The sequence below is a fragment of the Sphingomonas lacusdianchii genome (genome assembly GCF_022664395.1).
GTDB classification, from domain to species: domain Bacteria; phylum Pseudomonadota; class Alphaproteobacteria; order Sphingomonadales; family Sphingomonadaceae; genus Sphingomonas; species Sphingomonas lacusdianchii.
Genome location: NZ_JAKRET010000036.1, coordinates 1 through 14,228, shown reverse-complemented (window position 1 = coordinate 14,228; position 14,228 = coordinate 1). Strand labels below are relative to the sequence as shown.

The window sequence follows — 14,228 nt, the reverse complement described above, 5'->3', positions numbered from 1 at the left end:
GGTAATCTCCGCGCCGTTCAAATCCTTCTAGGCCATGCCAAGATCGGCAGTACGGTCCGCTACTTGGGCGTCGACGTGGAGGACGCCCTAAAACTGGCCGAACGCACTGAGGTCTGAGCCGACCCAAAAACGGTCATTCCGGACGCGCTGCCCGCTTCCTAACTTCTGCCATTCGTTCATACTACAATCCGGGCGCATGCGGCGGTCCTTGAAGCCGAACGGCGCAGATAAATGAAGAGAAGCGGATCTAATTGTGCCCTTGCGTCAGGATAGTGGACAGCTCTTGCAAGCCCTCAGGTACGTATTCCCAAAAAGGCGACATATCGTCTGGGAAGCGTTGTTGCATATCGAACAGCAATAGGGCCGCGTCTGGTGCAGATAACCGGAGCAGCCACCGCCCTAGCGGCATCGCAGCCCGCGCTGCGCCACAAAGTACACTTTCCGCATTCATTCCTATGTAAGCCTGGTCGGCCTCAATCAGATCACGTTCGAGTGCTTGTTCAAACCAAGCATCGACGAAGCTTTCGATCGCGTGCTGTTCATTCGATGCCCACGAGCGCCAATCGGCAAGAGCGAACTTGCCAAGCACGATCTCGGGATCGTTGGAGTTTTCTTGATCAAAGACAGATACTTCGAGGATGCGAGGCAAGAGGTAACGAAAGTCCGACTTGTCTCCGATAGTCAGGAACACTCCAGACACGTAGCGCCAGAGCGCCTGCCCAGTGATTTGGCGGAGCGGCGTTGTGAGAAGGACGTCAGCCCCACGCGTCGAGATGCAGCATGGGCAGCCTTCGATGACGGGTGGCACTGGTAATTTGAAGGTGCGGTAGAGATTTTCCACCCTTTGGCTTACATGCTGATCTATCTGAGATAACGCTCTGTCGCTCATTTGATCAGATTGACGACCTGAGCCGGACTGCACAACACCATCGGTCTGCGGCAGGTCGAGAAATTGGTGTCACCGGGCAAGCCACCTGCCGCAGGCGAGACCCACAAGACGACATTTAGCAGTCTTCACGCGCTCCCAAACTTCAGACATTCGTTCATGTCCGTTCAGGGCCTCGATGAGCGGCCGTGGAATGAGACGAAGTGGGACTTTGCTGCCGTTCGCAGGCGACATGTCGGACGGCAGCTCCTGCCGGGAACGGACATCCGGCATTTATTCGACCGGGATCGCAGAACGACGCGAGCTGGGCCGGCTGCAGCCAGTCAACGTTGGGGTTGTGACTGCGCCAATAGCTGCCGCTGGCGGATGATATCTTCTGACGCCGGAAGCGAGCAATCGCAGCTACTTCTTGGCTGCGCTCTGCTTCCTAGAATCTACTTTCAGGGCAAACTGCGCCGGTTTTGCAAAAATGCGGTTGCGAACCTGGTATCGGCTCAGCCGCACCAGACCGTTTTCCGAAGCGATCCTTCGTAGCTTGCCTTAGGATGCCCCAACCAACGGAACGTCAAGCAGGCAGGTCGGGCACTAGCATGTCGAAGAAGCGGTCCCCGCGGACCAATGGCCGGCTGAAAGCGAACGGAACGCGCGAGCTTGGACAGCCATCGAGCGCCATCCCGGGATACGGCGAGATCGATCCGACCCAGTTGCGCAGCGGCCGCATCGAGGGCGACGCAGCTGCCGTCTCGGCAGAGACGAGTACTGCCCTGCTCGGGTTCCTAAGGGCGCGGAACGTCGTCGCGCTTCTCGCGAAAACCGGAGAGCAGCTTCTCAGAGAGATGCGTCCCGGCGAGATCAGCGCGGGACCATCGGGCCTCGATCAGGTCAACGTCGAGATCCTCTAGGCGTTCGCGATAGCCGCCGGCGCTGGCCGACAGGTGCCCGCCGCTCCGAAATCGATGGTCCGGATGTGGGAACTCGCGCGCCGAAACCTAGCTGCCTACCTGACCGCAACCGAGCCGGGCGAGGATGCGGATGACGCCGCGCACCTCGCTCGAAGCGTGCGGCTGCGGACGGTCTTCTATCGGAACGTGTTCAACAGCGACGACGCGGCGGACGTCCTGCCCGCGCTGTTCGGGCTTATGGACACCGCCGCCGAGAAGCACCTAGGTTTCCGCACATCGGACTTCGCGAAGGCGCTGTTCGAGATCTTCAACGAGACCGGACGGCGTTGTTACGAGCGCATCGAAGCCGAAGAGATCCTGCGGGCTGGCACCAATCCTGAGGAAGTTGTGCGGGCCATGCTCGAGGGGTCGGAGTGGGCGAAGCGGCTGTGGCGTCCCGCGAAGCATTGCCCCTCTGACGCCGGCGGCGTCGGATCGGCCGGTTTCCAAGTCGCGGAGATGCTCTGCGCACCGCTGTTCCTGTTGGACCGCGCCGACCTCGTCGCCAAGTTCGGCAGCCCGATCACCGAAGCGCTGTTCTCGCGCTCGATGCGGTTCGGTGACATCGCCGAGGCCGATCTGCCGAACATCTACCTCGCGAACCCGATCTGGGACCGGCCTTTCATTGCCCTCGACCACGATACGCTGTTCATCCCCCTGCCCGTCCTCATCGTGAGCTTCCCCTTACGGATCATCGAGGGGCTGCTGGGTTCAGATGCCAAGTTGAACAAGGCGTATTCGGACGCCCGCGCACGGTATCTGGAGGACGACGTCGAGAGGATCGTCCGCCTCTCGCTCCCGTCGGCCAAGGTCTACGTAGGGGTGAAGTGGACGGATCCTGACACGAAGGTGCTCTACGAGCACGACGTGGTCGCGGTCATCGGCATGCAGGTCCTGATCTTCGAGGCAAAGTCGGGCAAGCTGGCGGCCGCCGCGCGGCGGGGCGGCATCAAGAGCCTCATGACCAACTTCGAGGATCTGTTCATCGAACCGGGGCGCCAGGCCGCACGGCTGGCGGCGCTGCTCGCGACCCGTCGCGCCGACATCAAGGTCGTCGATCGCACAGCAAAAATCGTCGATTTCGACCGCGGCGGGCCGAGCATCATCCACAAGTTCGGCGTCTGCATCGAGCAGTTCGCCTCGGTGACCAGCAGCCGGCGCCCGTTCCGCGAAATGGGACTGCTCACGGACGACCAGGAATGGGCGCCGATCCTGACCCTGGCGGAGCTCAGGATGATATCCGAGCGGCTTGATACCGAGATCTCGTTCCTCCACTACATGACGAGGCGGGCGACCGCCGACGACGTCATGGACTTCGTCGGCGATGAGCAGGACCTGCTATCCATGTATCTGCGGAACGGGTTCGTGCTGAATGCGCGCGCCCTCGATGGGAGACAGGTGACCTTCCTGCAGGCGGACGAAGCCGTGCGCGGACGCGCGTCGCCGCGGGCCGACCGCCGCGAGTTCGCGACGCCGGGCACTACGCTTCGGCCGATGTGGTCGCTGATCGCCAAGGAGATTTACGCGGCCGACGATCGCCACCGGTTAGACATCCTGCTTACGATCCTCAACCAGAGCCCGGCGGCGCTTGCGGGGATCGCTGCCAGCCCCCGCAGATGGCGCAATGGCGGCGGCAAGGGTGCCGGAAACACGCTGTCGGCGAGGATGGTGGTGGGTGACCGGGTGTTCGTCGTCGGAGTCTACATGGCGAACGAGCATCCGGAGGACGCGAAGGCCTGGATGGACCAATCACGCTTCATCGGCCACGATCTCGCGGAGAAGCTGGGCGCGACCGACTGCGTGGTCGTCCTGAAGACGCGCAGGTCGAAGTCGCCGACGTTCGATGGGATCAGTTTCTTCAGGTTCCCGAAGGCCTGAGTGCAGCGTGAGCACCGACGGGTTAGCTAGCCCGCGCGGTGCATCCGGTATCGCCCGCTGCTAGTTCAGGATGTGACGGACCAGTTCCATCGCGACGAAACCGCTCGCCATCACGACACCGCGCGCCAGGCTGCGGGCGAGCTCCCCGACGAACACGTCGCCGAAGCGCACTCGCAAGCTGTCGCGATCCCGCCTCACCGGTCCCATGCGATCGACCCGCGATCGATACGGCGCTCGGCGAACAAGGTGTCGACTTTGATGGCAGCCGGATTGTTTCCCTTCGACCTCAACGCCAGCACGCCGACCTGCGCCTCGGTGAAGTATTCGATGTCGGTCTCGGCCTTATAGCTTCCGACAAGACAGACTGCGCCATGCCGCCGCTCCATCTCCCGGACATGGGCGAAGATGTCGGCGTAGAGCGTGCGCATACGAAAGCCCCGATCGGGCGGCGGCGAGACTGTCCCGTCGACCGTGGCGCGAATGAAGCCGGCGAGATCGAGCCACTCCCTCAGCTCGCCGAGATCGTCGGCGGCAACCTCGCCGAGATCGCTGTCGAAGACGACAAACTGGGTCTCGGCTAGCGAGCGCAGCTGCGCCTCGTTGCGGAGCGGGGCTACCTTAACCGGCACGTGTGTCTCCAGCCAGGTGCGTAGGCGGTCCAGCCACTCCGCCTGTTGCCGCTCGTCCAGTTCAGGGCGCGGGCGGGTGAAGGCGTCGCGTTGCAGTCCAAGCGCGCCGGCGACCGACTGAAGCGCGTCCGGACGGACCGGCTCACCGCGCTCGACGCGCTCGACCGTGGAGAGCGAGACGCCGGCCATCGACGCCAGGAGCCCGCGCTTCCACTTGAGCTGCTCGCGCTGAAACTTCACGTATGCGGCTAGGCCTGTCCGGTCGGCCTCCGCCATGCTGTTCATCTGCATCGACATGAGACCATTCTGGCATCGGTCGCCGCAGAATCGAGTGCAAAAATCCCTTCAGACCGTCCCTGCGCGGGCGACCTTGGCCGTTGCCCAAGGCCTAGGTAAACATGTCCGCAACGCATCACATTGGGGGTTACAGTTGCCGACGCTCACTCCTAACATCGAGAATCGGGTGCGGAAACTTCCGAAGCCCTCGAATGCCACGCAAAGCCTGCAGCCACTCTTCGAAGCTGTGAGCAACGCAATGTTCGGAATCGAGGACCGATACGAAAACGATGTCGCCCAAGGCCGGATCGACATCACGGTCACGAAGCTCGCGGATCCGGGTGGCATTGAGATCGTCATCGCAGACGACGGCATTGGCCTCGATGCCGATCGCTACGCAGCATTCTGCGAGATCGACACCGACTTCAAGAAGAGCAAGGGCGGCAAGGGCGTCGGCCGTCTCTTCTGGCTCGACGCCTTCGACCAGATTGAGGTCGACAGCACCTACGGCCTCGACAGCGGAATCGCCGAGCGCGCGTTCGGGTTCGTCCTCAATAACACTGAGCAGGTGGTCCCCACCGCCGAGGACAAGGCCGCTGAGCCCCAAACCGACACGGGCACCCGCGTGCGCTTTCGCGGCATCCGGACGAAGGAATACGCCGACCCCTTTCCTAAGCGAGCCGACACGTTCCTACGCTACTTCAGCGCGCACTTCATCGCCGACTTCCTCTTGGGCGGCGGCCCGACGATTCTCCTCGATGTCGATGGCGACGCCATCGAATATCCCAAGGCCGTGTCCGACCTTGTGGTCGGGACCAAGATGGAGACCACGGCGGTCAGCGAGGAGTTCGGCGAACTGCGCATCGTCGGCTTCGTCTGCCGGCCCGAGGCGAGCACGGGCCTGGACGGGCTCCACCAGCTTCACCTGTTGGCAAACGGGCGCACGGTCGAGACACGTAAGGTCGACAATCTCCTCGGCATCGAAACGCTGGAGCGCGACGGCGAGACGGACCTCGCGTTCCACGGATGCGTCTCGGGCGAATACCTGGACCTGCGCGTCAATGAGGGTCGGACGGCGTTCAACCTGACCGAACGCACGCTGAAGCAGATCAGCCGGCTCTGCATGGAAGCGGTCAGGAATCGGATGCTGCCGGATCAGGTCCGCAAGTTTGTGGAGAAGCGGCGCAAGCGCTACGAGTCCTTCGTCGAGCGCTACCCGACCTACGGCTTCGACGACGACGACGCCCAGCTAGGGCGCGTCCCTCTCCACGCGGCGACACCGGAGGAGTTCGCGTCCGGTCTCGTCAAGTTCCAGATACGGCGTGACGAAGAGCGACAGGATACACTGCAGAAGCTCATTAGCGCCCTGGATGCCAATGAGGAGTTCCGCTTCCAGGAATCTATCGTCGAAGCGGCGCGCGGCATCCAGGCTTCAGAACAGCTCGCGCTCGCGCAGCACGTAGTGCGGCGGAAGCTCGCGCTCGAACTGCTGGAGAGGCTGATAACGCGCATTCGCGCGCGGGAAGGCGCGTCTGACGATTTCCACCTCGAACGGACGCTTCACTCGTTCATCTGTCCGATGAACATCCGCGGGGACGATCCGTCTAAACTAGAGGGCCGGGCCCACGAGCTCTGGGTGATAGACGAGCGTCTCGCGTTCACCCGGGCGTTCTCATCCGACAAGCGGCTCGACGACGTGCTCGTCGAGGCCGGATCCGCGGACAGGCCCGACCTGTTCCTGTGGGACCTCGCCCACGGGCTGGGCTCCACCGACCCGGATCATCCCGACGCCATCGACATGTCGGAACCGCTGCGCACGGTGATGGTCGTCGAGTTCAAGAAGCCCGGCCGCAGGACCTACAATGGCGCGAAGGACCAGATCGAACAGCAGATCACCCGCTACTTGTCGCAGCTCAAGGGCGGGGAGATCGAGTCGTTCGGCAGAACGCGCGTCAGGATCGCGCATGACTGCGTCTTCCACTGCTACGTCGTCGCCGTTATCGAGGGCGACCTCGTCCTCCAGCTTTCGGGATGGGACACCACCTCCAACGGCAAGGGGCGCATCCGCCAGCTCAAGGGCGACTACCGCGGCCAGATCGAGGTCGTGCAATGGCAGGATCTCGTCAACGACGCCTGGATGCGGAACAGCGCGACCATCCACGCCGCCGGTCTAAGCCGCAAGCGGCTGACAACGCTCCAACCCATGTCAGGCGCCGTCGTAGAAGACGATGAAGGTGACGCAGGCGAATAACTTCAGCGGCTCGGCCCGGCATCCCGCCCTACTCTAACCCGGGTCGGCCTGCAGCACCTAGTCGACTTACGATCAGGTGATCCGCCGAGACGTAGCAGCACCCACGCGAGTGCCAGCTGGGCAGCGGTGAAACCGAGCGACTGCGCGAGGTCGCAGGAAGTGAAACATCAACAGGCGGGTGGCAGCATAGAGGGGAACAGACGGCGCCGCCTTTAAAAATCGAAGGCGGGACACGCGAAGCGCAGGGCCGAAAGGCTTCCGCTCGAAGTCACCTAGGCCCGTCCGAGCGTCGGCAGCCTGGCTAAAGGCAGATGTAGTCGCCGGTGTTCGTATTGTAGGACATGGGCCCGACGTCCTGCAGCTCGGTCGACCCGTCCATCGTCATCAGCGCGTCGCGGGTCGGCGCGATCATCGCTACCACGCCGTCCGCACCGAAGCCCCCCCAGCAATATATCTGGCCCGGCGCACCCGGATCGACGTGCGGAAACAGGGTCTCCGGCGCGCTGCTGCCGGAGAAGAAGACGGCGGACCCGGTGGCCGCGAACGATATGCCCGTGCTCACGATGCCGATGACGTGGCGTGACGAGTTCACGACCGGACCTCCGCTCATCCCGCCGGGCCAGTCGCGATCGACGCGGAAAAACGGCCAAGGCCTTCCACGGGCCGGGTCGGCAGGCTCGATATCTGTGATGGTCGCCGACGACCCGTAAACGTCCTGAGAGATGGGACGGAGGTCATCGCTGCCCTCGCCATCTGCGCCGACGTCGAGATCGGCGAAGCCAAACGCAGTGACCCGATCGCCGACCGAGGGACTCCAGCGCCGAAGGTCGAGGCCTAGGTATAGCCCGGGTCCGGTGGCGCCGGCCGACCGCGCGATCCGCAGCGACGCCAGCTCGGTGACGTTGCGCAGTTCAGGCGCGCGGCCGACCTCGCTCTTCACCCCCGACACGGCGAACATGCCCTCGAAATTGCGCCATTGCTCTGGTCTAATCGCCGGCGCTCCATAGGGGATGCCCTCGAGCTCGAGTGCGATCAGTCTGACATGCTCGCGTAGGGCAGGAGCCCCGTCCTTCACCTCAAGCAACTCCTCAACAACGTGATAAGCCGTCGCGCATCCCGACCACGGGTCGATCCTGAAAGTCGTCCCGCGTCCTTTGGGGCGCTCTGACAAATCGCGCTTGTCTATCGCGAACAACGGCATGACCGCAGAACGGAGCGCAGGGTCCTGCACAAGGAAAAGTCCTGAGCCGCCACCTTCATCGACCACTGGTGCATCCTTACCACGCGCGGCTCGCCGCCATCTCCGTATCATTAGCGAAGTGAGTGGCTTGGCACGAGTTTTTCTCGTCTAACGTGAGAAATCCTTGTCACGGACGGTTGCGTCTCGAGCATATCGTCGCCCGTCCGCAGCTGAATCTTGCCCCAGATTTACTTGTCCCACCAGTCCGCCAATCCGTCGCTCAACGCGCCTTAAAGATAATACCGACTGCGTTGCGGCCCGCGCGGGAGTTGCGCGACAAAGCCATTAGAGCGTAACGCCAATTAAGCTGAACAACCGGCAGGTTACAGGACCATGCACTAGCCCGGCGAACGCCCAAGATTGGGGCGCACTGCTGCCAAACGGCTTCGTGCTGGGCCACGGCTGGTTCCGGCGGAAGCTGCCGTTCGAAGCTTGGCCGCCAAACGACATATTGTGGTCGACAGCTGCCGCCAGGTTTGCAGCTGAGACCCACAACCCGTCACTTATCGTGTGGTGTGGTGCGCTCGAACGCGGACGCTCACTAAGGTTGTGCTTAATTGGCATTTTCTAAGTCGTGTCGGACGTCCCCCCCGCAGGAGGCGCAGCTCAAACGACAGCTACCCCCAGTATCGTTCCAGCTTTTGCTGACCCCGCGCGTTATGAAAGCGCGGGATCATGCGTCTGCGCACGGTCCCGCTGCCCCGTGTGCACCGGCTTGCTGTCGCGCTCAACTCGTCGGTGAACTATCCAAGCGACAACCTTCAGGATTGATGCGGATCCGCAGGATTTGACACGTTCAGATCGGTCGCGCCGCTATCGCTAAAGTACGCGTTTCTCGCCTGATCGGTTAAGTCATAGCGGTACACCTGACCCGTTTGGGTACGATCCACGAGCTTTCGCTCGGACAGGTTTTTGCCACGACGCCCAACGAGCTGACCGGAGCAGTCGAGATCCCCGGCAATTTCAGCGGCTACCATTGGTTTCTTCTCATTGAAGAGCGTCTGCATAATGCTCAGCTCAGTCTCGGGCAGAAGTAAATCAGGCCGGATAGTATCTATCACGTCTGCGTACTTCTTTGACAAATTTACGACCTTACACTCACCTGAGTGACAGGTAGGGCAGCGCATCTGGAACATCTTAAGCGCGGGAAGCATTGTTAGATCGAATTCTGCTGCACAATTATTGCACTTTACTTCCTGATTTTGCTGAATATAAGCGCGGGCAAGCGCATTGTAATCGAACTTTCGGTCTACAAAGTACAGTCGATCCTCACGTCGTTCCGACGGACGGCCAAAGCCGATCTGATACTTGACGCAAAGGCCAAAATTCAGCGCATAGATCGAAACCCGCGTGCCTTCTCTGTCAGACTGCTCAAAGTACTTAGTCAGAAAAAATGAGGTCTCCAATGATAAAAGGAGGTCGTCATAATCGTGAGAGACGTAAAAATGGCTTGCGAAAGGCCGACTTCGACCCCCGCCGCTATCACGAGACCCCTCTTGGCGTATTGCCCTGGCCCGCCCGACTATCGTCTCAAGCAGCTCCTTGAGTGAATAAATCGATGACCTTTCTTCCAAGGCCATCCGATACTTTCCAGTCGAAAAGAACGGCGCAATCTTCTCCTCATAATATCGCTGAGAAGCTTCTTGTATCGCCTGAACACCAATGCGACTGCCATAAATTAGCTGAGTATCGTATGCATAAAGCATCAGATGGCCCAGAATACGCGGGTTGGCCATAGAAGCGAAAAACAGGGTCTTCCATAAGTCCGCCAACTTAGCATTAAAAAATACGTCCGGATCCAATTTACAAAAATGCTGTATACGCTTTTCAACTACGCGACGGACGAAGTCGGTTGCTTTCTCTTCCATTTTGTTGACACCAGACCCGCCGTAGAGGCCGTAAATGTCTAGCTCAATTTCCTCAATCTTGGTTTTATCGAGTGAACCGAGGTAGACGCGGCCAGGGTACGCAGCGATCTTGAACTTGATGAAATCCGACCAACGAGCAAGTGGCGAGATCAGGGCGTCTACAAGAAGATGCATTGCCTCGCGCGGCAGCTCTGAAAAGTCGTCAAGAAAGATGTAGAGCCTTTTGATGCCCAACGAGTTGAGTATTTTCTGAAGCTCGGAAATCACATTATTGATGCCGATCACACGCATCAGCAGCTGCGTGTATACCGCTTCGTCTGAATCCTCGCTCGAAATTTGCCGCTCAAATCCAGCGCTTCCTGCTAGTTCCGCGGATTTGATGTCAGCCTTGCCGCTCACGTTCGCATGGGTTTTTTCAGCGCTTTTGATCCCAGACACCGCCTTCACGTTTTTTGTCGTGAAGCCGGCGATATCCTCCCAATCTGGGCTTTCGAGTTTGGCGATAACCTTGTCTAATCCACGGAATACTTCCGCAGAGGTTCCCGACACGCGCTCTTTCAGCCTAGTCAGGAAGCTTTGATCAACCTGAGCTTTGAGCTCGTCGCGGACGTCGGTAATTAAAAGCTTGAAAAACCTTTTGTATAAAAGAAGCTTTTGTACTTGGTCCGGAGAAAGTGCAGACTCTAAGGACGCGATTTTGCCCGACGCTATAGGGTCTATTTGTGAGGCTTCGAATACGTTTCTAATATCCATATACGCAGAAATAACATTCGACCTATTCTTTCTTATTTCGTGCTGAACGCGTTGAAATACAGTCGACTTACCACTGCCTTTGCGGCCAACGATAAACGTCGTATTATCCGCCAACAGGGTCTTAAAAACGTGCTCATTCGGCAGTGGATCGACATAAAGCTTCTCAATCAGAGAGCGGTTCTTTTCATCATTAAGCTCTGCCCTGCTGAACAGTTTGAGCGACGTCGCAGCCTTGTGGAAACCGTCCATATTTTTTTGAGGAAATTTCGTTGGCATGTGACGCAGATCCTTTGCGCGCGCATGATTGCACAACCTTTTACAGATTCGAAGGCCTAAGAAGGCTCTATCCGCCACGATGGATGAATCGATTTTAGGCAGCAGGGTTGTCCAACTCAACCGTCCCGCCGCCGCTTGGGTGATCGTCCGAGTCGAAGATCGGTTAAGAGGGTTCGGAATGACCCGAATCTGGGTGGATAGCCGCTGATCCTTAGCGGACAACGAACGGCAGCTTACCGGAAGCGCCTGCTCCAAACCGGACATTCCGGTTTCCTGAAGAGTTTCGGATGCCGGCGGGCGTACGAAAGTCTTGGAGGCCCGAACCTGCGGGCAACGAGCGGTGTGCTATGGGGTTTTCGGTTTTCGGCCCGCCAGGGTGATGAGCGGCGCGGCGGGTGCGGGCGCGACCTTGAATGCGGACGGTCTGAATCTATGTGGCCATGACGGGTTCACCCGCGTTAGCAGCTCAGCTTGGCTCAAGGTAGCGACCTCGCTGACGGCGATCGGCGCAGGTGACATCGGCTCCGCAGGCATGGATGCTGCGGGGTATGGTGCTGTCGGGCCGTGCCGGATCACGGCGCCTGTGTCCCGGATGACGGCGCTGGAGCTGGCGGGGCGCGGGGCCGGCACTGACGTTCGAAGGTCTCGATGACGACCATGTGCCCGCCGCAGCACGGGCATGGCGGGCGGGTGTCGTCCGGCTCGACCCGCGCATCTGTCGTGACCGGCGGAGCGACCCCGAGCAGTTGGCGGACGTGGTCGAGATGCGCCTTGCGTGTGGCGCCCGCGAGCAGGCCATAGTGACGGATGCGGTGGAAGCCCTTCGGCAGAACGTGGAGCAGGAAGCGGCGGATGAATTCGTCGGCGGCGAGCGTCATGACCTGCTGCCGGTCGGCACCGCCCCGACGATAGTCCTTGTAGCGGAACGTCACCCCGGTCTCGTCGAAGCGCAGGAGCCGGCTGTTCGATATGGCGACGCGGTGGGTATAGCGCGACAGGTAGGCTAGTACCGTCTCGGGTCCGGCGAACGGCGGCTTGGCGTAGACGACCCAGCGCTTCTTCCTGACCGGCGCGAGATGACGCAGGAAGGCGCGCCGGTCGCCGAGGTGAGCGAGGTTGCCGTAGAACGCGAGCCGCCCCGCTTCGTGTAGCGCCATCAACCGGTTCAGGAACAGGCGGCAGAACAGCTTGCCCAGGACCCTGACCGGCAGCAGGAACGCCGGGCGCGACGAGATCCAGCGGCTGCCGTCGGGCGAGAGACCGCCGCCGGGCACAATCATGTGGATATGCGGGTGGTGGGTCATCGCTGAGCCCCACGTATGGAGCACGGCGGTGATACCGATGCGGGCGCCAAGGTGCTTGGGGTCGGCAGCGATAGTCGTCATCGTCTCGGACGCCGCCTGGAACAGCAGGCCGTAGACTGCCGCCTTGTTCTGTAGAGCGATGTCGGCGACCTCAGCCGGCAACGTGAAAACGACATGGAAGTAGCCGACCGGCAGCAGGTCGGCCTCGCGCTCGGCGAGCCAGGTGCGCACGGCCGCGCCCTGACATCGCGGGCAATGCCGGTTGCGGCAGGAGTTATAGGCGACCCGCCAGTGCCCGCAGTCGGTGCAGGCCTCGACATGTCCACCCATGACGGCGGTACGGCAGTGTTCGACCGCCGACATCACCTTCAACTGGTCCAGGCTCAGGTGGCCGGCGCGGGCGGCCCGGTACGCAGGACCGGCAGCGCGGAAGATGTCGGCGACCTCGAGTGAGGCGCGCAACGCCGCTCAGCCCTTGGGCGCCCTCCCTTCCGCAGCGGTGGTCGCGAGCCGTTCAAACGGGCTGGTCACGTTGCGCAGGACCCGCGTGGCGACTTGGGTGTAATAGGCGGTGGTCTCCAGCTTGGCGTGTCCCAGCAGCGTCTGGATGATGCGAACGTCGATCCCGTCCTCGAGCAGATGGGTGGCGAAGCAGTGCCGCAACGTGTGCGGCCCGACGCGCTTGCCGATGCCCGCCGCCACGCTTGCCTCTACGACGATGCGGTGCAGTTGCCGGGTGCTGAGCGGCTTGAGGTAGTGTTGGCCGGGGAAAAGCCAGCCATCGACGTGCAACACGCGCTCCCGCCGACCGACCCGCCACCACTCCCGCAGCAAGGCCAGCAGCCCGGTCGGGAGCATGGCGTTGCGATACCGCCCGCCCTTGCCGCGCTCAACCCGGAGCAGCATGCGCTCGCTGTCGATGTCGCGCACTTTGAGGGCGGCAACCTCGGCTGCGCGCAGTCCCGCACCATAAGCAATCGACAGCGCCGCCTGATGCTTGAGGCACGTGGTCGCATCGAGCAGGCGCGCCACCTCGTCCCGGCTCAACACCACCGGCAGCTTGCGCTCATGCCGCATCCGGACCAGCTTGCGCGCTAGGTCGGGCCGGTCGAGCGTCTGCGTGAAGAAGAACCGCAGCGCCGACACGATGGCGTTCATGGTCGGCGCCGGGACATCCAGCTCGCCTTGCTCGATCTGGAAGCGCCGGACGTCTTCTGCCGTTGCAGTGTCCGGCGAACGCCCCAGGAACGTCGCGAACCGGCCGACATCGCGGATGTAGTTGCGCTGTGTCTCGCGCCCGAAGCGCCGTATGTCCATCTCGTCGATGAGACGCTGACGCAGCGGGCTGACGGCAATTGGAACGAGTGTGGTCATGGCAGAGCTCCTTCTGGTGGAGCCCCCATGCTCTGCCTGCCTCCTGCCGCACTCAATCCAGGCGCAACGTCCGTTCCATTACCTCAACCGCGTCGCACACGCCCCTCCCGCGCAGCGGGTTCGTGCAACCACCATCGACGGGCGTTTGAGGCCCCGTGCCCCGATCCTGAACAAACGGCAGCTTTCGCAGGCGACTTTCCGAGAGCGGACAGGCCGCATTCCACCAGCTTCGTCTTGACGGATGGCAAGTAGCGGGCTCAAATCGTTATGCGCACGGGTACAGGCCGTGTGTACAAACCGATGGGCAAGCAACCCACGAAACCGCCGAAATACGTGCTTTTTACGCTGGATCAACGCCTCCCGTAGGGGTCACCAGCGCCCGCCAAAGTGGCGGATTTGCGCGGTTTAGGCGGTCTTCATGGACGTGAGCTGCCCCCTTCTGAGTGGTCCATCGACTATGACAGTCTGGATCAAGGAAGGGACGACGAATGCCAGCGAAGAAGCACAAGCCGGAGGAGATCATCGGCAAGCTGCGTGAGGTGGAGATCATGC

10 protein-coding genes and 1 pseudogene are annotated in these 14,228 nt (G+C 61.3%); 4 read left to right on the top strand and 7 right to left on the bottom strand.

Annotated elements, in window-relative coordinates; genetic code table 11:
* Positions 1-117: pseudogene (locus MF607_RS21645) on the top strand (integrase); the annotation flags it as partial.
* A 130-nt stretch (positions 118-247) separates the two neighbouring features.
* Here MF607_RS21645 and MF607_RS21640 read toward each other — a convergent pair.
* Positions 248-889, bottom strand: a complete 642-nt coding sequence (locus tag MF607_RS21640; RefSeq protein ID WP_242122186.1) for a hypothetical protein — start codon at positions 887-889, stop codon at positions 248-250.
* A gap of 587 nt (positions 890-1,476) precedes the next feature.
* Here MF607_RS21640 and MF607_RS21635 point away from each other — a divergent pair.
* The gene (locus tag MF607_RS21635; RefSeq protein ID WP_242122185.1) at positions 1,477-1,788 is read left to right on the top strand and encodes a hypothetical protein; all 312 of its coding nucleotides are present in this window, start codon (positions 1,477-1,479) and stop codon (positions 1,786-1,788) included.
* Positions 1,789-1,851: 63 nt separating this feature from the next.
* Positions 1,852-3,705, top strand: a complete 1,854-nt coding sequence (locus MF607_RS21630) for a hypothetical protein (protein WP_242122184.1) — start codon at positions 1,852-1,854, stop codon at positions 3,703-3,705.
* Between the two features lie 60 nt (positions 3,706-3,765).
* Here MF607_RS21630 and MF607_RS21625 read toward each other — a convergent pair whose 3' ends face one another.
* Together MF607_RS21625 and MF607_RS21620 are read right to left on the bottom strand one after the other, a co-directional pair.
* Positions 3,766-3,903, bottom strand: coding sequence for a hypothetical protein (locus MF607_RS21625; protein ID WP_242122183.1), 138 nt, complete (start codon positions 3,901-3,903; stop codon positions 3,766-3,768).
* Complete coding sequence (locus tag MF607_RS21620) at positions 3,900-4,631, bottom strand: helix-turn-helix domain-containing protein (RefSeq protein WP_242122181.1); 732 nt, start codon at positions 4,629-4,631, stop codon at positions 3,900-3,902. Before MF607_RS21620 ends, MF607_RS21625 begins: the two co-directional genes overlap by 4 nt.
* On the opposite strand from MF607_RS21620, the gene MF607_RS21615 reads away from it, so the two are divergent.
* On the top strand, positions 4,609-6,861 hold the full coding sequence (locus MF607_RS21615; RefSeq protein ID WP_242122179.1) for a hypothetical protein: 2,253 nt from the start codon (positions 4,609-4,611) through the stop codon (positions 6,859-6,861). The two genes, MF607_RS21620 and MF607_RS21615, sit on opposite strands and share 23 nt — an antisense overlap.
* Before the next feature lie 301 nt (positions 6,862-7,162).
* Here MF607_RS21615 and MF607_RS21610 read toward each other — a convergent pair whose 3' ends face one another.
* From MF607_RS21610 to MF607_RS21595, 4 genes are all read right to left on the bottom strand, one after another.
* Complete coding sequence (locus MF607_RS21610) at positions 7,163-8,062, bottom strand: hypothetical protein (protein ID WP_242122178.1); 900 nt, start codon at positions 8,060-8,062, stop codon at positions 7,163-7,165.
* Between the two features lie 800 nt (positions 8,063-8,862).
* Positions 8,863-11,262 (bottom strand): hypothetical protein, encoded by a 2,400-nt coding sequence (locus tag MF607_RS21605; RefSeq protein ID WP_242122176.1) that lies wholly within the window; start codon positions 11,260-11,262, stop codon positions 8,863-8,865.
* 308 nt (positions 11,263-11,570) lie between these two features.
* Positions 11,571-12,764 (bottom strand): IS91 family transposase, encoded by a 1,194-nt coding sequence (locus MF607_RS21600; RefSeq protein ID WP_242122174.1) that lies wholly within the window; start codon positions 12,762-12,764, stop codon positions 11,571-11,573.
* Between the two features lie 6 nt (positions 12,765-12,770).
* A complete protein-coding gene (locus MF607_RS21595) occupies positions 12,771-13,676 on the bottom strand; it encodes a tyrosine-type recombinase/integrase (protein ID WP_242122172.1) in 906 nt (301 codons plus the stop codon).
* Positions 13,677-14,228 lie beyond the last annotated feature (552 nt).

What these genes read in the sequence shown, in the direction of transcription:
- MF607_RS21640 (WP_242122186.1), bottom strand. Translation starts at nt 889, where the DNA reads ATGAGCGACAGAGCGTTATCTCAGATAGATCAGCATGTAAGCCAAAGG.
- MF607_RS21635 (WP_242122185.1), top strand. Translation starts at nt 1,477, where the DNA reads ATGTCGAAGAAGCGGTCCCCGCGGACCAATGGCCGGCTGAAAGCGAAC.
- MF607_RS21630 (WP_242122184.1), top strand. Translation starts at nt 1,852, where the DNA reads ATGTGGGAACTCGCGCGCCGAAACCTAGCTGCCTACCTGACCGCAACC.
- MF607_RS21615 (WP_242122179.1), top strand. Translation starts at nt 4,609, where the DNA reads ATGCTGTTCATCTGCATCGACATGAGACCATTCTGGCATCGGTCGCCG.
- MF607_RS21620 (WP_242122181.1), bottom strand. Translation starts at nt 4,631, where the DNA reads ATGTCGATGCAGATGAACAGCATGGCGGAGGCCGACCGGACAGGCCTA.
- MF607_RS21610 (WP_242122178.1), bottom strand. Translation starts at nt 8,062, where the DNA reads ATGCCGTTGTTCGCGATAGACAAGCGCGATTTGTCAGAGCGCCCCAAA.
- MF607_RS21605 (WP_242122176.1), bottom strand. Translation starts at nt 11,262, where the DNA reads ATGTCCGGTTTGGAGCAGGCGCTTCCGGTAAGCTGCCGTTCGTTGTCC.
- MF607_RS21595 (WP_242122172.1), bottom strand. Translation starts at nt 13,676, where the DNA reads ATGACCACACTCGTTCCAATTGCCGTCAGCCCGCTGCGTCAGCGTCTC.